Below are 18,807 nucleotides of genomic sequence, written 5' to 3'. Positions count from 1 at the left end.
GCGATACTATTCTGACAGTTATGTTCATAAACTGAAGGGTGACTGTCGGTGGATCTGAACGTCCGGGACAAGGCATATGTCATCGTCGGTGGTACCGCGGGTATGGGTTTGGCTGGAGCCAAGGTATTGGCGGCCGACGGGGCTGCCGTCGCAGTGATCGGTCGGGATGAAGTGCGGGCCAAATCGGCCATTGACGCTGTCACCGAGGCCGGAGCGTCGGCGGTGTACAGCGTGACGGCCGATGTCAGTCAGCCGGGCGTGGCTGTCGATGCCGTGACCGAGGCGGTGAAACTGTTGGGTCGCCTTGATGGCATCGCGGTCACGATGGGTACCGCGGGAATGATGGCCATCGATTCCTCCGACGACGCATGGGATGCGGCCTTCCGCGATGTGCTGCTCGCGACGACGCGGAGCGTCCAGGCGGCAATACCGCATCTGGTCAAGACGAGAGGGGCGGTCGTCACCACATCCGCGTATTCGTCGCGCGCGCCGCATGAGCCCCGGCTGCCATACGCCAGTCTGAAGGCCGCTGTCGCTACATTCACCCGCGGAATCGCGCGTACCTACGGTAAGGACGGTGTCCGGGCCAACTCCATTGCACCCGGAGCGGTGGAAACCGATGCGTTGCACGCTATTCGCGGATACATCGCGGAGAACAAGGGCTACCCGTACGACGAGGCTCTGGAGCGGGCCCTAGTCGAAGACTTCGGATTCGACGCGGCGCTGGCCCGGCCCGGCCAACCCGATGAGATCGGCGCGCTCATCGCGTTCCTCTTATCGGATCGGTGCGGATTCGTGACCGGCCAGACCATCTATGCAGACGGAGGAGCACCGTAGCCATGGCAGATCGTGCAGAGGTCGAGCGGGAGTTTCGTCACTACTATCTCACCGGTCCGGTGCTGGAGGACTGGGTCGGGTGGGCCAACCTGTTCACTGATGATGCCCCGTACTTCGACCACTTCTACGGAACCTTCATCGGCCCCAACGAGATTGCGCCGTACCTCGAAGGCACCATGGGTGCTTCGCCCATGGTGTACACCGTCCTGAAGTGGTATGTCATCGACGGTGATCGAGTGGTGTACGAGTGCCTCAACCGGGCCGATAACCCCGAGCCCGGAGCTCCGCCCATCGATTTTCCCTCCTTTCAGGTCGTCGACTACGCCGGCGCGGGCAAGTGGAGTCGCGAGGAGGACATTTGGCTCATGGGTGAGATGAAGGATTTCGCGCGCCGCTACGCCGAAGCCGAGCGCGACTTCCCGCAGACCCTCGAGGACAAACTCAGCCGCGACGACTGGGGCCCCTGGGTCGACTGGGCCCGCCCCGAGCCCGGCCACCGCGCACGACCATCCTGGTACGGAAAGCCCGATTTCACGCCGTTTCGGGGAATCGACGATATCCAATTCGGGATTCGATCCCACTGACCACCATTCCCTGATGCGAAGCGAGAGAGACAATGACAGACATTCTCAACGGAATCCGTGTCGTCGAGTTGGCGGCATGGACGTTCGTCCCGGCCGCCGGCGCGGTACTAGCCGACTGGGGGGCCGACGTCATCAAGGTCGAGCATCCTGAGACCGGAGACCCGCAGCGCGGCTTGATCAGCTCCGGAATCGTCACCGGCGCTGGGGGCGTGAACCACTTCGTCGAACAGCCCAATCGCGGTAAGCGCAGCATCGGCCTGGACACCTCGACCCCCGAGGGTCTGGAGCTGTTGATGAAGCTGATCGAGACTGCCGATGTATTCGTCACGAATCTGCTGCCGGATTCGCGGCAGCGCATGGGCATTGACGTCGACCAGGTCCGGGCGCGCAACCCCAAGATCATCTACGCCCGCGGGCACGGTTACGGCATCCGTGGTGACCTGGCCTCGCAGGGCGGCTTTGATCTCGCGGCGTACTGGGCGCGTGGTGGCATCGCCGATGCCTACTCCGACGGTACCGGCTCATACCCACCGATCCAGCGGCCGGCTTTCGGGGATTCCTATGGTGGGTTGGCGATTGCCGGCGGTATTGCCGCGGCACTGCTGAAACGTGAGCGCACCGGTGAACCGTCGGTGGTCGACGTGTCGCTGCTCAATGCCGCGATCTGGCAGCTCGGACCGGACATCGTCGGGGCGGGCGTCACCGGTCAGGACATCCCAAAGTTCAACCTGGACGAGATGCCCAACCCGGTGGCCAGTATCTACAAGACCCGCGATGACAGGTTCATCGCCTTCGTGCTGCTGCAGTCGGACCGCTTCTGGTCCGACTTCTGCACTCGGCTCGGCAGGGTCGACCTGATAGCCGATGAGCGGTTCGCCAACGCGGCCGCGCGCTTCGGAAACCGGGTCGAGTGCATCGCGGAGTTGCGACGCAGCTTCGAATCCGAGGACCTGGCCCACTGGGAGAAGGCTTTTGCGGGTTTCGACGGTGTCTGGGATGTCATGCACACCGCTCACGAGGTGCACAGCGATCCGCAGGCCATCGCCAACGGGTATCTGCCACGCACCACCGACGCGCAGGGCAACGAGTTCGCGTTGGCCGCCAGCCCGGTGCAGTTCGACGAGGTACCACTGAATCTGACCTGTGCACCCGGACACGGGGAGCACACCGATTCATTGCTGGCCGAACTCGGGTTCGACGAGGACGAGATCATCGACTTCAAGATCAACTCGGTGGTCCTTTAGTGGCGGTCGACGTTCTGGCCCGCCGTTTCCTGCACGTCAACCTGAACTGTGCATCGTTGGACACCACCGAGCGGGTCTACGGCGAGATACTCGGTCTGAACGCGCGGATGCGTACCGATCCCAAGGTTGCCACCGACGGCACGATTCTCGGTCTGGACGGTGAAACCTTCTGTGCCACCTCGTTTCTCTATGACGCGCGAGGTGGGCGCGGCGGCTGCGCGTTGGAGGCCATCGAGTACTTCTCACCGGCGCTGGGTCGGGACTTCAACAACGATCCGGTCCGGCCCGGGATTCGTGCCGCGCAATTCGGTGTTGCGGACCTCGATGGCGTGGCCTCGGCGCTACGTGAAGCCGGGTTGACGGTGGGGGAGCCGGTTGAGGGCTTGCTCGGTGACGGTACGGCGGTGCTCGCGATCGATCCCGACGGCGTCGTGATCGAGTTGACCGAACTGCCTGTCGGCGACGATGCGTCGAAGGGTGGATTGTTCAACGGAATCAGGATCTCGGCGATCGACGCGGCAGCCACCGGCGAGTTCCTCACTGCGATCGGGTTTGAGGAGGTGGATGCGCCGAAGACGGTGCCGGTGACAGGTGCCCAACTGGCTCCTCGCGGAACCGGCGCGATGGACTGTGTGGTCTCCAGTTACGCGCTTGCCGAGGATGGTCATCAGTTCACTCTCGTCGTGGTGCAGCACCCCGCGACCAAGCCGCAGAAGGTACCGTGGGGCGGCAACCGCCAAGGGCTGTACCGCTGCGCGCTGCGGGTGGAGAACGTCCGCGATGCGCTGGCATCGATACCCGATTCGGTTGAGCGCATGGGTGATCCGGTGTGGTGCCCGCTGCCGGGAACGAAGATCGATGGGTTGCACATCGCGTTTCTTCGGTCGCCAGACGGCGTGGTGTTCGAGTTCGTCGAGCGACCGCTGGCCCACTTCGGCCGCTAGCCACGCGGTCTGCAACGTAGAGATTGACGAGCAAGACATGACGGAAGCCAACGCGGTGGCCTGGGAACTGGCGGAGCTCGTTGGACCGCACCTAGGCCGCGCAGAGCGGGCCGAGCTCTACGTCAGTATCGGCAGCGGTGAAACACTTTTACCCACCGGGTATCTGATGGCAGCGGTGGTGCGATTGCGGTTGTCAGTACCTGATGACGTCATCGAGAAGTGCGTGGCGTGGCTCGAAGGCTATGTTGGCCATGACGCCGAATCCTCGCTTCGGGAGCTTGTCGCACAGTTCCGGACGAGTACGCGTATCCAACCGTCGCCTCCGCAACTGCAACGCAGGTTCCTGTCGGTCACCGCCCGCTACCGCCATGCCCGATCCAATTCGATTTCGCCGGAGGCGCCAGCCCGTTCCGACTGCCGGTGACCTCAGCCGTGGCACTCACGCAGAGTATCGCGGTCACGGTGTGAGGTCTGCTACCGCGCAGGTAGTGGACCGGCCAACCCCCGCGGTGATGTGCCGTACAGCCAGCTGACGGCTTGGCCGATCTCAGAGAACTCCAGTGACACACCATCTTTGGCGGCATAGCTGCCGGATGCTTCAGTGAATCCCTCGATCCGGCTGAGCTGGTGCCCGTTCACCCGCAAGATCTGGCCCGTGAGCCAAGACGACTCGCGCGACTGCAGCCACGCCACCACCGCCGAACTGCGGGCGGGGTCCAACGCTGGGTCGGCAGCCTGGTCACTTCCGAAGAAGTCCGCGCTGATCCGGGTTACCGCCAGCGGTGAAATTGCGTTCACTGCGACGCCATAACGACGGGCTTCCATCGCCGTGACGACAGTCAGATTGGCGATCGCCGCTTTGGCGGCACCGTATGCGCTCTGACCGATGTTGCCCCACAAACCCGCGCCCGAGACGGTGTTGACGATGTGCGCGTCGATCGGGTTGCCGGCCTTCGATTGGGCGCGCCAGTACTCGCACGCGTGCCGGGTCACCGCGAACGTACCCTTGAGGTGCACGGCGACCACCGCGTCCCAATCGGATTCCGACACGGTCGCGACCATGCCATCGCGCACGATCCCCGCGTTGTTGACAACACCGGTCAACGTGCCGAAGCTGTCGACGGCCGTCGAGATCATGTCGTCGACGTCGTCCCATGACGACACTGATCCCGTGTGGGCCACGGCCTTACCGCCGGCCGCCTCGATCTCGGCGACGACTTCGGCCGCTGGACCTGACGCATCACCGCCTGTCGTGCCGTCGCGGCTCACGCCCGGATCGTTCACCACAACGGCTGCACCGCGTGCGGCGAGCTCCAGGCAATGCGCCCGTCCGATGCCGCGCCCGCCCCCGGTGACGAGGACGACCTGACCCTCGAGTGTGGTCATGGAAATTCCCTTTCTTCAGGCGAAGAGTCCGGCGATGAGCGTGCGGCGCTGCGACCAGCCCGCCGCGCGCAGGTCGACGTACCCGGACTCGGTGACAATGAGATCGACATCGTGGGCCGGCGTGGAAACGGGCCGGCTGAGCCGTTCGACAAGTGGTGAGCGCCCATTGGTTTTGGCGGGCACGGCGATGATCGACAGTCCGCCACAACTCATTCTTGCGGCTGCGCAGTAGTCAGGGTGGCCACCGATCCCGCCGAACACCTTCTCACCCGCACCTTCCACGTTTATCTGCCCGTACGGGTCGATCTCGATGGCGGTGTTCACGGCGATCAACGGTGCGCCGCGGGAAAGCCGGCTCAGGTCGTGGGTGTGGTCGATTCCCCGCAAGATTCGGCGGCCGTCGGCCCAGTCGTAGAGCACGTCACTGCCGAGCAGGTATGTCGCCGACGGGGTGCCGACCAGTAGACCGTGCCGGTCGAGGTCGACGACGGCGTCGGTGAGCAGACCGGTGTCGATCTGCAGTGGTACCTGCGCCCGTTGCAGCAGCGCCGTCCCCAACTGGCCTGGACCATATTGCAGGCGCGCACCTTCGGGGACAAACCGCAATACCGCGTCGGCGAGCATCTCGTGGATCGGTTCAGGTTTTCGCTCGGGAAGGCGGGTCACGCCGCCGCCGACCGTGCCCAGCACTTCTACCGCGGTAACATCGACGGTGCGTTCAGCGTCGGCGGCGGGGGCGGACGTGTCGACAATACCGAGTACGCTTGCACCGCTTGCGATCACCGTGCGTTGCCAGGACACCTCGGTGCCGAACTGGAGCGCGCCGTCGCGTTGCACGAGGCGAGTGAGCAACACGTCGGGGCGCAGCACATCGGTCAACAGCGCGGGTATCGCAGCGAGCCGGGTCGGCAGGAACTGCGCCGACGGACTGCGTAGCACCTCGCGCACACCCCAGCCCGGCATCAATGCCACCACATCGGCGAACGCGTCTACTTCGATGCCGTCCACCGCGGCGGGCAGCCAGCCCAGCACGAGTCGTACCGAACCCACCTCGCGGGCTGCCGCGCTCACGGCCGTGCCGATCGATGTGCCGTCATCAAGGCAATTCAGCGCACCGACCCCGTCGCCGAGAGCCAGCGTCATCCCGGGACGCAGCATCGCACGCAGCGCGGCCGTGACGACGGCTGCGGTGAGATGCTGTGTCACCGTGGGGGTTCCTTCGGGAGCCCCAGCACCCGCTCACCCAGGATGTTGCGCTGAATCTCGCTGGTGCCGCCGAGGATTGTCTGCGCCCGCCCGACCAGCATGTGGTGCACCAGGTTCGAGGCGTCACCTGAGCCCGTCGGGTCGGTACATGCGTCGGTGCCCAGGACCTCGGTGGCCATGTCGCCGAGGTCCCGGTCAGTCTCCGAGGTCATCAGCTTGAGCACCGAGAAGGCCGGTGACGTCAGGTCGCCGGAGTCGATTGCGCGCTGCCAGGTGAATCGCAGCAGCCACATCCGAGCCCACAACCGCGTCATCGACCGGGAGAGTGTTTGGTCGAGCAAACCGCGTTGACGGGCCGCCTGGACCATCTGTTCGTGCAGCTGAAACATTGCCACGGCCTGCGTGCCCAGCGTCAGACGCTCGCGGCCGAGGGTGACCATTGCCACCGCCCAGCCCTGGCCGACCTCACCGATCAGTGCGCCTTCGCTCAGTTCGACGCCGTCGAGGAAGACCTCGTTGAACTTGCTTTCACCGTCCATCTGGGTGAGCGGGCGAACCGTGACTCCCGGAATGCCCATCGGCACAACGAACATCGATAGGCCGCGGTGTTTGTCAGGGCCCGTGCGGGCGAGTAGCAGCCCGTAGTCGGCCGATGCCGCCGCCGAACTCCACACCTTCTGACCGTCGATCCGCCAGCCGTTGTCGGTCCGCGCGGCTCGGGTGCGGACGCCGGCCAGGTCCGAGCCTGCGCCCGGTTCGGAGAACAGCTGCGTCCAGACGTCGTCGCCGAGCCGGATGCCGTCCAGGTAGCGGTCTTTCTGGTCCTGGCTGCCGAACTTGATCAACACTGGGCCGACCAGATCCGCCCCGGTGATGTTCAGTTGCCGGGGCAGGCCGGCCCGGGCACATTCTTCGGCGAAGACGGCCTGGTATGCCACAGAGGCTGCAGCGCCGCCGAATTCGAGCGGCCAGTGCAGGCAGGTGTAGCCGTGATCGGCGAGATAGCGGTGCCACTGCTGGCCCGCCTCGACGTCGCCCGCAGTCGGAGTGGGGCCGTAGTTCCGCAGGCCCGTCGGCTTGGGGGCATTGTCGAGGAACTCGCGGATCCGGGCACGCACCGCGTCGATGTCCTCGACCACGTCAGCGGAAGCCGACACATTTACTCCTTGGCCCCGGTCGGGTTGCAATCACTTCCCGTCCAGATAGTCGTTGTACTCGTTGTGGATTGATTCCATGGCGTGGAGCCGGCGTTCCAGCAGTGCGATCTCGGCCGGATCGCCGCTACCTGCAACGACTTTGTCGAGCCGGGCACGGGTGCGAGCGATCTCCTCGACGAGGCGCTCGCGTGCCTCGTCCTTGGTGAGGAGGTCCTGATCCGTCCAGTCCGACTGTGGCAGTTGCTCGATGCGCTCCACGCCGTCTCCCGTCACGACACCCGCGGGAAGTTGTAGAACTCGCGGGCATTCAACTCCACGATGCGATGCACCTCGTCGTCGGGAACCTTCTGCAGAGCTTGCGCTGCGCGATCGCGGCTTTGTGGCCAGAAAGAATCCGAATGCGGGTAGTCGCACTCCCAGGTGATCTGGTCGACGCCTACCGCGTGGCGCATCTCCACGCCGAAATCGTCCTCGATGAAGCAGCCATGGAAGTGTTTCTTCCACAGGTATGACGGCGGGTGGTCCTGGTTGATGTTGTTGTAGAACCGGTGCTTGCGCCACACGCTGTCGGCGCGCTCCAGGATGTAGGGAATCCAGCCAATTCCTCCTTCGGACAGCCCGATCTTGAGGTCGGGATGGCGGTAGAGGGTGTTGGAGAATAGCCAGTCGGTCAGCGCAGTCATCGACATGGTGCCCATCAGGGTGATGAATACCGCGAACGGGGCATCGGGAGCAATCGGCGGTGGGAAGCCACCCGACCCGAAGTGCTGGGCCAGCACCAGGCCGGTTTCCTCCAGCGCTGACAGCAGCGGATCCCAGTGGTCGGAGTGCACCGACGGCAGTCCGAGCCTGTCGGGGAGGTCGGGGAACGTCACGCACTTGGCGCCCTTGGCCGCGACACGGTGGATTTCCTTCACGCTGGCCTCGATGTCCCAGAACGGCAGCATCGCAACCGGGATGAAGCGGTCCGGCGCGGTGGCTGCCCACTCGTCGAGGTGAAAGTCGTTCCACGCGGCCGAACACAACTTGGCCAGTTCCTTGTCCTCACCCTCGGCGAACACCGCGCCGGCGAACCGTGGGAACGACGGGAAGCAGGTCATCGCCTGCACGCCGTCGATGTCCATGTCGGCCACCCGCGCTTTGGGGTCGTAGCAGCCCGGGATCATGTCGTCGTAGCGCACCGGCTCGATGCCGTACTCCTCGGGCTTCTTGCCCGCGACGGCGTTGAGGCCGATGTAGGGGTAGATCCGGCCTTCGTACTCCCAGACCTGACACATCTGGCCGGTGTCCGGACGCTCCCATTCGATGATTTTCGGCCCGGCTTCCAGGTACTTGCTGGGGAGCCGATCGCTCCACACCTTCGGGTGTTCGATCAGGTGATCGTCGACGGAGATCATTTCCATCCAGGGCTGCAGCGGCACTGGTGCCTCCTAGGGCTACTTCTTCGTGGGCCTAAAACAGGAAAACATTTAGTTATTTATGTGTGAGTCTAGTCACTCTGGTCAGTGCGCGGCAAGCCGGCTCAGCAGGGTGGGGGTCAGACCAATTTGGTCAATGCGGCCAACCGGTCCCAGTGTTGGGCGGGTGAGCCGAACAGCACCTCATCGGTGCGGGCTCGCCGCAGGTAGAGATGTGCGGAGTCTTCCCACGTGAAGCCGATCCCGCCGCGGATCTGCACGTTGGCGTGCGCTGCATCGCGGAGCGCTTCCGAGGACACCGCCTTGGCCATGCTTGCGCGCCAGTCGGATTCGTCTGCAGCACCGTCTGTGGCATCGATAGCCTGCAGCGCAGCCTGTGATGCCGACCGTGCCCACTCCAGATCGACCAGCATGTCCGCGCATTTGTGTTTGACCGCTTGGAAGCTGCCGATGGGGCGGCCGAACTGCTCGCGGGTTCTCGCGTAGTCGGTGGCGATTTCGAGGACCCGTTCGCATGCGCCGACCTGTTCGGCCGAGAGCACCGCAAGCGCCACGTTGACATTACGTTGGATGAGGTCGTCGATCGGTCCGGCACCGGAGAGTCGCGTCGCGCGCACCGCGCTGAGCGTGACGGTCGCCATCGGTCTGGTGCCGTCGAGCACTTGTTCGGCCTGGCTGGCGACGCCTTCGTCGGCCGATTCGACGAGAAACACCGCGGGCTCACCGTCTTCGGCGTTGGCAACCACGACGAGATCGTCGGCGATGCCGGCACTCAGTACGTGCCGCGCAGTGCCGTCAACGTGCCATTGTCCGCTTATGTGAGTTGCGTTGAGCGTCACCGCATCTCGGCTCCACAGTCCGCCGTCGCCGGTAAGCGCGGCCGCAGCGACCCGCCGGCCCTCGGCGAGTCCGGCGAGCCGCTTGTCGGAGTCGAGATCGTGCTCTGTCAGTTCGAGTAGCAGACCGGTCGCCAATACGGCTGAACTGACGAACGGCACCGGCGCGAGCGCGCGGCCCAGTTCGTGGGCGACCACGCCGAGTGCGGACGCGCCGTAGCCGGCACCCCCCAGATGTTCTGGCAGAGCGATGGCGGCCACCCCGACCTGATTGCACAACGCGTCCCACAGTGCAGCATCGAAACCGGCACGGCCGTCCGCACCGACGTCGCCGTAGGCGATGTCGCGCATTCGCTCCTCTGAGCCCATCCGTTCGCAGGCGGCACGTACCGACTGCGCGAGCTCGTGACGTTCGTCGTCTGCCAACGCGGTCATCGGGGTACTCCTGTGATCTGTCGGGCCAGTTCGGACTTGGCCACCTTGCCCAACCCGGTCAGCGGGAACTCGTCGACGATGACAAGGCGTTCCGGCCACTTCTGCTTCATGAGCCCGCGGTCGTCGAGGAATGTGCACAGTTCGGCGAGGGTGACGTCGCGGTGTTGCCGGGACCGCCGCACTACCGCGCATACCAACTCGCCGCGTTGTTCGTCTGGCTGGCCCAGCACGGCGATTTCGTCGACGAGCGGATGGGCCAGTAGCTCGTTCTCTATCTCGTCGGGGGCGATGTTCTCGCCCTTGCGGATGATCAGATCCTTGGTGCGGCCGGTGACCACGATGCGGTCGTCCGGACGTAGGTGGCCGCGGTCTCCGGTGCGGAACCAGCCGTCAGCGGTCAGCGCCTGCCCCCATTGTTCGGCGTCTACGTAGCCCGCTGTCAGGTTGCCGCCACGCAATTCGATCTCGCCGGTCGGCCCGACCCGGACGTGCGATCCCGGGATTGGCCGCCCCGCGCTGTTGGTGAGTTGTTCATCGGTGTCGGTGCACTCACTGACGCAGACCATCGGCGCCTCGGTCATGCCGTACGCGTGTACTACCGGAATGCGCAGATGCCGGCGTACCTGGTGGTGCACTTCGGGCGGGCACGCGGCACCGCCGCCGATCAGCATGCGCAGCGACGGCATCAGCAATTCGGTTGTCTTCGCGTCGATTTGGGCTGCCACCAGCATCTGGTAGAAAGCGGTGCTGGCGCCGGTCACCGTCACCTGGTGCTCGGCGAGCAGGCGGGGCAGGGACTCGGCAGAGACTTTCGGGACGAGCAGCACCGGGAAGTCTGCGAGCAGAGCCGCGGCGAGGTACACCATTCCACCTACGTGTGCGATGGGAAAGGCGATGGTGCCGACTTCCTGCGGATGATCGCCCAACCCGAGATGGGCCACGTACCCACGGGAAGCGGTGAGTAGCGTGGCGTCGGTGTGCACGACGCCTTTGGGGCGACCGGTGGTGCCCGAGGTGAAGTACACCCAGCGTGGGTCCGTCGCTGTGCGCGAGCCGTCCGGTTCGAAGTGTGGTCCCGGTACGGTCGGCAGCTGTCGGAGGAAGTCGTCTGGTATGACGACGGTAGGGATGTCGCCGGGGGCATTATCTGCTGTCGACTTGTCGGCCAACAGGATGTCGGCGTCCGCAACATCGAGTGCCGTGCGAACTTCACGTCGGCGATACAGGTGAAGGACGGGCGCCTGGGTGACGTGCATGCGGGACAGCGCCAGCATCACCACTGCCGCCATGACATGCGACGGCAGCTGCCAGGCCACTGTCGTCCCGGGCCGCACACCGGCGTCCCACAACCAGCGGGTAGCGGCCACCGACATCGAGGCGACCTCTGACACCGACAGTGTCATGCCGTCGGTATCGCGCAGGAGCGGCCGGTCCGGTCGGGCGGCCGCACACTCGTCGAGTAGACCGGCGACACTGCCTGCTGAGACAGGCCGCCGCACTTGGGTGTTCACTGGCTCAGCCGTCCAGGAAGCCGCAGATCACGGAAGCGGTCTGACCGGTGAATATCGTGGCTCAACGTCAGCTCAACCTTCGGCCGGGCGTGAACGTGACCGGCAGCTCGCGCACCGCGTACACCTCGCCGGCGTCTTCGAACAGCTTTGCCTCACCGGCCAATTCGAAGTCCGGTAGCCGCGACAGGATCTGGGTGATCATCACATCGAACATCATCTTGGCGTAGTGAGAACCCAGGCACCGGTGCATGCCGATGCCGAATGCCATGTGCTTCTTGGCGTTCGGTCGGTCAAGATCGAGGGTGTCGGGGTTTTCGAATATGGCGGGGTCACGGTTGGCCGCCGCCCACATCAGAATTGCCCGATCACCCTGGCACAGCGGTTGGCCGTGGAATTCGGCGTCGTGTGCGACGGTGCGGGCCAGGCCGAGCGTGGGCGTGTACAGCCGCAGCAGCTCGTCGGTTGACTTCTTGATGAGGCTGGGGTCTTCGATGAACTTCTCGCGGAGCTCGCTGTCTGTGCATAGCCGCAGCAGGACGTTACCGGTGAAGCCGCTGGTGGTGTCCATTCCGCCCAGCATCATCAGCACCGTGTACATGGTGATCTGGCCGTCGTCGAGCGGTTGGCCGTTGAGCGAACCGCGCAGGATATCGCTGAACAGATCGTCGCCGAGGCCCTCTGCGCGCCGTTCGGTCATGTGTTTGACGATCTCGCCGAACATCTCCATGCCGGCCGTCCCCGCCTTCTCCGGGTCGTGGGCGCGGTCGTGCACGGTGGTGTGCACCCAGTGCACCCAATCCATGAACCGTGACTCGTCGAAGTTCAGGAGGCGCAGGATCAACCGCGCAGGCAGCGGCGTGGTCAGCTCGCTGACGAGATCACACCGGCCCCGCTCGATGAACGCATCGATCGCCTCGTTGGTCATGCCGATCGCGGCTTCTCGGAAGCGTTCGGCCGAACCGGGGGAGAACCGCTTGAGGGTGACTTCGCGCAACTCCTGGGTCTCCGGCGGATCAGACTCGATCGGCAGGATGGGTAGCGGCAGCTCGCTGGCCGGCACACCGACCGAGGGGTAGGAGTTGAACAACGCATCGTCGCGGGCCGCCTCGAAAACCGAGGCGTAGTCGGTCAGGGCCCAGAAACCTTCGTAGTGATCGGAGTGCGCGACCGGACAACCGGATTCACGCATCTGACGGAATCTTCCGTAGGGGTCCTCGCGGAATTGCGCCGAGTGGTGATCGAGGTCCACCTCGGCGCGCGGGCGCGGCGTCGTTTGAGTTTCGGTCATCCGGAGGGCTCCTTCGTCGTTCGCGGCTACTTTTCGTGGCTACTTGGAGAGGATTGCGACCGCAGCTGTTCCCGGTGCGCCGTACAGCTGAGCCAGTCCGACCTGCGGGTCGTTGGGCACCTGACGTTCGCCGGCGGTGCCGCGCAGTTGCTGTACCAGTTCGTAGATCTGGCGCAGGCCGGATGCACCGACCGGTTCGCCGTTGGCCAGCAGGCCACCGTCGGTGTTGACGGGCAGCCGACCGCCGATCTTGGTGGCTCCGTCGGCGAGCAGTGCCTCCTGTTCGCCGTCTTTGCACAGGCCGGTCTCGGCCATGTGGATGATCTCCGAGCCCGAGTCGGTGTCCTGCAGCTGGGCGACGTCGACATCCTCGGGACCGATGCCGGCTAATTCATATGCGGCCGTGGCCGCTTCGGCTGTCGTGCCGGGCACGATGGGCAGTTCGATCGATGTCCGCAGCAGTTCGTAGGCGCCTTCGCGGCGGCTACGCAAGGCGGTTGATCGCAGGTAGATCGGAGTGTCGGTGTACTGCTTGGCTTTATCGGCGCGGCAGACGACCACGGCTGCGGCACCCTCGTTCGGGTTGCAGTACATGTACTGGCGCAGCGGCGCATTCACGACTGGGGAGCTGAGAATCGCCTCGATGCTCATGGGCTTGCGCCGCCAGGCGTGCGGTGCCAGCGCGCCGTTGTCGAAGTTCTTCGCCGCGACCCGGGCCAGCGTCTCTTCGCTGATGCCGTGATCGTGCATGTACCGCATGATCTTTGTGCCGAAGTAGTGGGTGGTCAGGAACATGCCTTGTTCGCCGTACCACTGTGGTAGGCCGGACACTGATGGGTCGGCGCCGAACGCGCCCCGCGGATGCTTGTCCAGGCCGACGCCGACTGCGATGTCGGCCTCCCCGAGTTGCACGTCGCGGGCCGCCAGCGTCAGCAGCGAGTTTCCGGTGGCGCACCCGCTGAGCGTCGCCCGTGCCGGCAGCCCGGTCATCCCGGCCAGCCCGGTGACCGCCTCGGGGTTGGCCACCTCGAGGCTGCCCGCGTACAGACTGCCCACGTTCGACCAGGCCACCCCGGCATCACGCAGTGCCCTGCTGATGGCCACGGCACCCATCTCCAGCGCGGAGCGATCCTCGTAGCGTCCGAATGGGTGAAGTCCGACGCCGATGATGGCGATGTCGGGCGTGCTGCTCATTGTGCTCCTGCGGTGTGCGTTGACTCGAGTACGCTAACTCTATAACTATATATCTGATTCTAGGGCGCAGGTTCTAGAATCAGATCACCGCCCGAAGGGGCGGGTCGGCGATATCGTGTGCGAAAGATGAGGGCGTTGAGTATCTCGTTGCTACTTGAGATGGCTGTTTCGGATGATCCTGACCGGGTCGCCTTCGTGGACAGCGATATCCGGCTGACCGCGGCCGAATTGAGCGGACTCGCCGACGGCGGCGCAGGCGTAGTGGCCTCCTCGGGGGCATCGCACGTCGTCTACGTGGGCACCGGGGGCGCGATGCTCCCGCTGCTGATGTTTTCCGCGGCACGCGCCAACGCCGCGTTCACCCCGCTGAATTACCGGCTGAGTGCCGACGGGCTGGGGCAGCTCATCGACAGGTTGGCCGACCCGTTGATCGTGGTCGATGACAACTACCGCGACATGGTGGCCGGGGCGCGCGTAGTGAGCTCCGCCGAATTCATAGCCTCCGCGCGGTCAGCCGAGCCTGCGGCGGAGTTCGCCGATCCCGATGATGTGGCGGTCGTGTTGTTCACCTCGGGCACCACGTCGCGACCGAAAGCCGTTGAGCTGACGCACAACAATCTCACCAGCTACGTCACCGGAGCCGTGGAGTTCGGATCTGCCGCCCCAGCGGACGTCGCACTGGTATGTGTACCGCCGTATCACATCGCCGGGGTCATGGCCGCGCTGTCGAACCTCTACGCCGGTCGGACGGTGGTGTACCTGCGGCGGTTCGATCCGCGGGAATGGGTGCGCCTCGTGGCCGACGAGGGGGTCACCACCGCGACCGTGGTGCCGACCATGCTGGACCGCATCGTGTCCGTATTGGAGCAAGACGCCACCGAGCTCCCGACCCTGCGCAGCCTGGCCTACGGCGGATCGAAGGTCGCGCAGCCACTCGTCCGTAAGGCGCTTGATCTGCTTCCACATGTCGGCTTCGTCAACGCCTACGGGCTGACCGAGACCAGCTCGACCATCGCGGTGCTGACCCCGGACGACCACCGTCAGGCCCACGTCGCCGACGATGAAGTCGTCGCCCGGCGGTTGAGCTCGGTCGGTCGTCCGGTACCCGATATCGAGGTGCAGATCCGCGCGGAGGACGGCACCGTGCTCGGCCCAGGTGACACCGGCGAGCTGTTCGTACGTGGCCCGCAGGTCTCCGGCCGGTATGCCGACATCGGCTCGGTACTCGACGCCGAAGGGTGGTTCCCGACCAAGGACATTGCGATGCTCGACGACGAGGGCTACCTGTTCATCGGCGGTCGATCCGACGACACCATCATCCGGGGTGGCGAGAACATCGCGCCGTCGGAGATCGAGGATGTGCTTGTCGAACACCCCGATGTCCGCGAGGTTGCTGTCGTCGGCCTTGAGGATGCCGAATGGGGCCAGATCATCGTCGCGGTGATCGTGCGTGAGGCCGGCCGGGATCCGGAACCCGAGCAGCTGCGGGAATTCGCCCGCACCAAACTGCGCGGGTCCCGCACGCCCGACCGCATCGTGTTCCGCGGGCAGCTACCGACCACCCCTACCGGCAAGGTGTTGCGCCGCGAGATCCTCGATGACCTCAGGCTAGCCTCCGCCGACCAATGAACAATTTCGCCGAAAGAGCTAGGAGCGCAGCATGATCAAGAACGGAACCCGGTTGCAGAGCCAGGTTTGTGACACCCAGGTGATTGTCGTCAAGGCGGCGGCCAGTCTCGACGATCTGCGCTGTGGCGGTCAGCCCATGGTCCCGGTGGGCGCCGACCGCCCGGTCGGTGCCGCGCCCGACCCCGCATTGGCCGACGGCAACGCGATGGGTAAACGGTATGTGGATGCGGGTGACGCCGAGGTGCTGGTCACCAGGGCCGGTGCGGGCACCCTCGCTGTGGGCACGACCGCGCTGGCGCTCAAGGAAGCCAAGCCGCTGCCCGCCAGCGACTGACAGCTAAAAAGGGCGCCCGGACACAAGCCCGGGCGCCCTTTCTATTGCTCAGGCGTTCGCCAACAACGGAGGCTTGACGGCCTCTGGGTCGGGATTGGCGATCGGCAGACCCATGAAGCGCCGCGCGTTGTCGCCCATGAAGTCGTAGGTGCGACGCTCGTCCATACCCTCGGCGTACTTGAAGTAGCCCTTGGGCGTCTCCAGGCCTTCGGGATGCGGCCAGTCCGAACCGAACAGCACCTTGTCCCACCCGACGGTTTTGACCACATCGGCAACCGAGCCCTCCCAGAACGGGCTGACCCAGATGTTGCGGCGGAACACCTCGTGCGGGTGCTCGGGGAAGTTCTGCGGCATCTTGCCGTAGGTTGACGCCAGATCATCGAAAAGCGGTTTGATCCAGGCACTTCCGTTCTCGACGCTGGCGATCCGGAGCTTCGGGAACCGGGTCAGGGTGCCGTGGCAGATCATGCTGGTCAGCATGTCGGCGATCTCGCGGTGCCCCAGCGCGGTCCATTTGAACGCCGACATCTCGAAGGCGTTACTGGTGTCCGCCGGCTCCCACTTGTCGATGTACTCCTGCAGTGGGGGTTGGCTGGCGTGGAACACGATCGGCAGCCCGGCGTCCTCGACGTCCTTCCAGAACGGGTCGAACTCGGGCAGGGCGGGAGAGCGCCAGCCCTTGTAGCCGTACACGGGCGCCGGTTTGATCAACGCGACCTTGGCGCCGTTGTTCAAGATGTATTCGAGTTCGCGACGGCCCTCATCAAGGAGGCCCAGGTTGATGACCGGCGTCGAGTAGATGCGGTTGGCGTGGCTGAAACCCCAGTGCTCGAGCATCCATTGGTTGAGTGCGTGGATGATCGCCGCCGTCAGCTCCGGATCCTCGGCCGAGGAGTGCTCGACCAGATTGGCCAGTGTGGGGTAGTTCAGGCAGGAATCGACGCCCTGGCGGTCCAGTTCGGCGATGCGGTCTTCGGGATTGCGTGACGCCGGCGGCGCATCGATACCGCGTCCGGACATCTCCCGCATGGTCAGGCCCTCGGGGTTCTGGCCCGAGTAGAACCGCTCGTGTGCGCCGGGGGCGGCGACCCGTTCGAAGGTGGGGTTCGGCATGTAGTCGGTGATCTTGTTCAGGATCGCGATCCGGGTGTGGCGGCCGACCTGGACGAACTGCACCTTCGACTTGTACTTGTCCGGCAGGAACTTCAGCAGCGCGTCGGGTGTCTCGTACATGTGCTGATCTGCATCGAAAATCGGCGCATCCGTGAACTGGTCAGTGGGCGGTGTCATCGGTCTCTCCCTCAAGGTCAAAACGTGGGCTCGGCAAGAGCATCGCCCATACTTGACACTAGTGTCAAGTATGGGCAGTCGATCTGTCAGAAATGATATTGAACTGCGGTGATTGAACTTGACGGATGTGTCATATATGGTCATCCGCATGACGATGACCTCGGGTACCGCGGCCGGTGCGCAACTGGACCGCGGCCGGGGTGAACGCACCCGGTCGGCAATCCTGGAGGCCAGTCGCCGGCTGTTCTTGGAACGGGGCTACGCCGGCACCCCGATCAATGCGATCACCGAGGCGTGCGGCATCTCGCGGGCCGGGTTCTACACGTACTTCAAGGACAAGCGGGAGATCTTCAACGTCCTCGGCAAGAACGCCTATCACGAGGTTCTCGCTGTCATCGCCGAATGGGCGGACGCCGATGAACCGTTCGGCGCGAATGACATTCGGACCTGGGTCGGGCACTACTTCGATTACATGGACCACCACGGCGCGTTCGTACTGGCTTCGGCGCAGTCCGCCCCCGATGACGACGACTTCCGAAACTCCCGTAACCGCATGGTGTCTCGCGCATCGTGGAAGTTGGGTCAGGCCATCGCCGGAAACGGCCCGCATTCACCGGATGTCATCGGTGTCGCGGTGATGGGCCTGCTGGACCGGGCCTGGCATACCGTGCATCGGCAAACGGTCGCCGTCGACCGCAACGAGATGATTGCGGTGGTCGCCGAGATGATCGGCCAAATGGTGATGCCGTAGCCTTGTCGTCGCGCTTTATCGGCCGAATTACACCTGTTTGGGAATGGTATTCCCATGACCGGTCAGGGCTCCACTGGCGCCGCTGATAATCCGGTTAAGATCAGCCGGGTCATCTGATTGCGAACCTCGTCGAAATCGGTGCCCAGGCGGCCGCGGATACGCGCCTCGAGGTGGCGCACGGCGACCGCGTGGATGGCGAACGAGTCGAGTTCGGGCCGCGCATTGGGAAGGCTGCCGTCGGCCAACCCCTCGGTCAGTGCTGCAGTGAGCACCTCGCGGTGACGGGCGTAGGTGGCTTCGAGGCCCGCGCCGATACCCGGGGCGCCGGCGACTTCTGTTGACATGAACGCTAATGCATCTCGGAACCGGGTCTCCTGCCAGCCGATGCTGAGGTAGTGCTCGATCCAGGCGGCCACCGCCTCGGCCGGCGTCGTCGCAGTGTCGACGGCCTGTTGTAGTTCGGTCAGGATCAACTCGCCCGCCCACTCCTGCATCGCGATGATCAAGTCGTCCTTGGAGGCGAAGTGGCGGTAGAAGATGCGCCGGTTGACCCCCGCCGCTTGCAGGATCTTCTCGATCGATGTGCTGGCCCTGGTCGAGTCGCTGCCGCGGCTGATCAACCGGTAGGCGGCACGCATGATCGCGTCGCGTTCGGATTGCTCACTCATGCGTGCATTCCTTTCTGGGAATCCAATTCCCAAATTAACATGAGCATTGTTTGGGAATGCCATTCCCGGTATGCTGGGTTCAGCCGCATCCCGAC

The 18,807-nt window shown here is 64.7% G+C and carries 19 protein-coding genes; 8 read left to right on the top strand and 11 right to left on the bottom strand.

What is annotated here, in order from left to right:
- Positions 1 to 102 precede the first annotated feature (102 nt).
- From G6N57_RS29505 to G6N57_RS29485, 5 genes are read left to right on the top strand one after another with little or no spacing between them, the layout of a single operon-like run.
- Positions 103 to 837: an SDR family NAD(P)-dependent oxidoreductase gene (locus tag G6N57_RS29505; RefSeq protein WP_061263334.1), complete on the top strand. Its 735-nt coding sequence runs from the start codon at positions 103 to 105 to the stop codon at positions 835 to 837.
- A gap of 2 nt (positions 838 to 839) precedes the next feature.
- A complete protein-coding gene (locus tag G6N57_RS29500) occupies positions 840 to 1,421 on the top strand; it encodes a nuclear transport factor 2 family protein (RefSeq protein WP_061263210.1) in 582 nt (193 codons plus the stop codon).
- Between the two features lie 32 nt (positions 1,422 to 1,453).
- On the top strand, positions 1,454 to 2,665 hold the full coding sequence (locus G6N57_RS29495; RefSeq protein ID WP_061263211.1) for a CaiB/BaiF CoA transferase family protein: 1,212 nt from the start codon (positions 1,454 to 1,456) through the stop codon (positions 2,663 to 2,665).
- Positions 2,665 to 3,609: a VOC family protein gene (locus G6N57_RS29490; protein WP_061263212.1), complete on the top strand. Its 945-nt coding sequence runs from the start codon at positions 2,665 to 2,667 to the stop codon at positions 3,607 to 3,609. Before G6N57_RS29495 ends, G6N57_RS29490 begins: the two co-directional genes overlap by 1 nt.
- A 37-nt stretch (positions 3,610 to 3,646) precedes the next feature.
- Positions 3,647 to 4,033, top strand: coding sequence for a hypothetical protein (locus G6N57_RS29485; protein ID WP_077743310.1), 387 nt, complete (start codon positions 3,647 to 3,649; stop codon positions 4,031 to 4,033).
- Between the two features lie 50 nt (positions 4,034 to 4,083).
- Here G6N57_RS29485 and G6N57_RS29480 read toward each other — a convergent pair whose 3' ends face one another.
- From G6N57_RS29480 to G6N57_RS29440, 9 genes are all read right to left on the bottom strand, one after another.
- The gene (locus tag G6N57_RS29480; RefSeq protein ID WP_061263214.1) at positions 4,084 to 4,995 is read right to left on the bottom strand and encodes an SDR family NAD(P)-dependent oxidoreductase; all 912 of its coding nucleotides are present in this window, start codon (positions 4,993 to 4,995) and stop codon (positions 4,084 to 4,086) included.
- 15 nt (positions 4,996 to 5,010) lie between these two features.
- Positions 5,011 to 6,153, bottom strand: a complete 1,143-nt coding sequence (locus G6N57_RS29475) for an acetyl-CoA hydrolase/transferase C-terminal domain-containing protein (protein ID WP_077743563.1) — start codon at positions 6,151 to 6,153, stop codon at positions 5,011 to 5,013.
- Positions 6,154 to 6,197: 44 nt separating this feature from the next.
- Entirely contained in the window at positions 6,198 to 7,358 is a 1,161-nt protein-coding gene (locus G6N57_RS29470; RefSeq protein ID WP_061263216.1) for an acyl-CoA dehydrogenase family protein, read from the bottom strand.
- A gap of 30 nt (positions 7,359 to 7,388) precedes the next feature.
- Entirely contained in the window at positions 7,389 to 7,616 is a 228-nt protein-coding gene (locus G6N57_RS29465; protein WP_061263335.1) for a hypothetical protein, read from the bottom strand.
- Positions 7,617 to 7,627: 11 nt separating this feature from the next.
- On the bottom strand, positions 7,628 to 8,779 hold the full coding sequence (locus tag G6N57_RS29460) for an amidohydrolase family protein (protein WP_097925771.1): 1,152 nt from the start codon (positions 8,777 to 8,779) through the stop codon (positions 7,628 to 7,630).
- Between the two features lie 116 nt (positions 8,780 to 8,895).
- Positions 8,896 to 10,047, bottom strand: coding sequence for an acyl-CoA dehydrogenase family protein (locus G6N57_RS29455; RefSeq protein ID WP_061263218.1), 1,152 nt, complete (start codon positions 10,045 to 10,047; stop codon positions 8,896 to 8,898).
- The gene (locus tag G6N57_RS29450; RefSeq protein ID WP_061263336.1) at positions 10,044 to 11,546 is read right to left on the bottom strand and encodes a class I adenylate-forming enzyme family protein; all 1,503 of its coding nucleotides are present in this window, start codon (positions 11,544 to 11,546) and stop codon (positions 10,044 to 10,046) included. The genes G6N57_RS29455 and G6N57_RS29450 overlap by 4 nt, the downstream gene beginning before the upstream one ends.
- 79 nt (positions 11,547 to 11,625) lie before the next feature.
- Positions 11,626 to 12,846 carry a cytochrome P450 gene (locus G6N57_RS29445; RefSeq protein WP_077743311.1) on the bottom strand — a complete coding sequence of 407 codons (1,221 nt, stop codon included), beginning with the start codon at positions 12,844 to 12,846 and terminating at the stop codon, positions 11,626 to 11,628.
- A gap of 39 nt (positions 12,847 to 12,885) precedes the next feature.
- A complete protein-coding gene (locus G6N57_RS29440) occupies positions 12,886 to 14,040 on the bottom strand; it encodes a thiolase family protein (protein ID WP_061263220.1) in 1,155 nt (384 codons plus the stop codon).
- 135 nt (positions 14,041 to 14,175) lie between these two features.
- Here G6N57_RS29440 and G6N57_RS29435 point away from each other — a divergent pair, with 135 nt between their 5' ends.
- Both G6N57_RS29435 and G6N57_RS29430 read left to right on the top strand, forming a co-directional pair.
- Positions 14,176 to 15,669 carry a class I adenylate-forming enzyme family protein gene (locus G6N57_RS29435; protein WP_061263337.1) on the top strand — a complete coding sequence of 498 codons (1,494 nt, stop codon included), beginning with the start codon at positions 14,176 to 14,178 and terminating at the stop codon, positions 15,667 to 15,669.
- Between the two features lie 31 nt (positions 15,670 to 15,700).
- Positions 15,701 to 16,003 (top strand): hypothetical protein, encoded by a 303-nt coding sequence (locus tag G6N57_RS29430; RefSeq protein ID WP_061263221.1) that lies wholly within the window; start codon positions 15,701 to 15,703, stop codon positions 16,001 to 16,003.
- 48 nt (positions 16,004 to 16,051) lie between these two features.
- Here G6N57_RS29430 and G6N57_RS29425 read toward each other — a convergent pair whose 3' ends face one another.
- Positions 16,052 to 17,293, bottom strand: coding sequence for an amidohydrolase family protein (locus tag G6N57_RS29425; protein ID WP_061263222.1), 1,242 nt, complete (start codon positions 17,291 to 17,293; stop codon positions 16,052 to 16,054).
- Between the two features lie 148 nt (positions 17,294 to 17,441).
- Between G6N57_RS29425 and G6N57_RS29420 the strand changes: the two genes are divergently transcribed.
- Positions 17,442 to 18,044 carry a TetR/AcrR family transcriptional regulator gene (locus G6N57_RS29420; protein WP_061263338.1) on the top strand — a complete coding sequence of 201 codons (603 nt, stop codon included), beginning with the start codon at positions 17,442 to 17,444 and terminating at the stop codon, positions 18,042 to 18,044.
- 62 nt (positions 18,045 to 18,106) lie between these two features.
- On the opposite strand, the gene G6N57_RS29415 is transcribed toward G6N57_RS29420, so the two are convergent.
- On the bottom strand, positions 18,107 to 18,712 hold the full coding sequence (locus G6N57_RS29415) for a TetR/AcrR family transcriptional regulator (RefSeq protein WP_061263223.1): 606 nt from the start codon (positions 18,710 to 18,712) through the stop codon (positions 18,107 to 18,109).
- Positions 18,713 to 18,807: the final 95 nt, after the last annotated feature.

Source organism: Mycolicibacterium boenickei (genome assembly GCF_010731295.1).
Lineage (GTDB): Bacteria > Actinomycetota > Actinomycetes > Mycobacteriales > Mycobacteriaceae > Mycobacterium > Mycobacterium boenickei.
The sequence above is the reverse complement of the archived record's forward strand: the minus strand, read 5'-3'. Positions and strand labels throughout refer to the sequence as shown.

Bases quoted from the DNA above. Each gene is read 5' to 3' on its own strand.
- G6N57_RS29415 (WP_061263223.1), bottom strand. From the start codon at position 18,712: ATGAGTGAGCAATCCGAACGCGACGCGATCATGCGTGCCGCCTACCGG.
- G6N57_RS29500 (WP_061263210.1), top strand. From the start codon at position 840: ATGGCAGATCGTGCAGAGGTCGAGCGGGAGTTTCGTCACTACTATCTC.
- G6N57_RS29425 (WP_061263222.1), bottom strand. From the start codon at position 17,293: ATGACACCGCCCACTGACCAGTTCACGGATGCGCCGATTTTCGATGCA.
- G6N57_RS29455 (WP_061263218.1), bottom strand. From the start codon at position 10,047: ATGACCGCGTTGGCAGACGACGAACGTCACGAGCTCGCGCAGTCGGTA.
- G6N57_RS29430 (WP_061263221.1), top strand. From the start codon at position 15,701: ATGATCAAGAACGGAACCCGGTTGCAGAGCCAGGTTTGTGACACCCAG.
- G6N57_RS29480 (WP_061263214.1), bottom strand. From the start codon at position 4,995: ATGACCACACTCGAGGGTCAGGTCGTCCTCGTCACCGGGGGCGGGCGC.
- G6N57_RS29440 (WP_061263220.1), bottom strand. From the start codon at position 14,040: ATGAGCAGCACGCCCGACATCGCCATCATCGGCGTCGGACTTCACCCA.
- G6N57_RS29475 (WP_077743563.1), bottom strand. From the start codon at position 6,153: ATGCTGCGTCCCGGGATGACGCTGGCTCTCGGCGACGGGGTCGGTGCG.
- G6N57_RS29505 (WP_061263334.1), top strand. From the start codon at position 103: ATGGGTTTGGCTGGAGCCAAGGTATTGGCGGCCGACGGGGCTGCCGTC.
- G6N57_RS29420 (WP_061263338.1), top strand. From the start codon at position 17,442: ATGACGATGACCTCGGGTACCGCGGCCGGTGCGCAACTGGACCGCGGC.
- G6N57_RS29495 (WP_061263211.1), top strand. From the start codon at position 1,454: ATGACAGACATTCTCAACGGAATCCGTGTCGTCGAGTTGGCGGCATGG.
- G6N57_RS29485 (WP_077743310.1), top strand. From the start codon at position 3,647: ATGACGGAAGCCAACGCGGTGGCCTGGGAACTGGCGGAGCTCGTTGGA.
- G6N57_RS29445 (WP_077743311.1), bottom strand. From the start codon at position 12,846: ATGACCGAAACTCAAACGACGCCGCGCCCGCGCGCCGAGGTGGACCTC.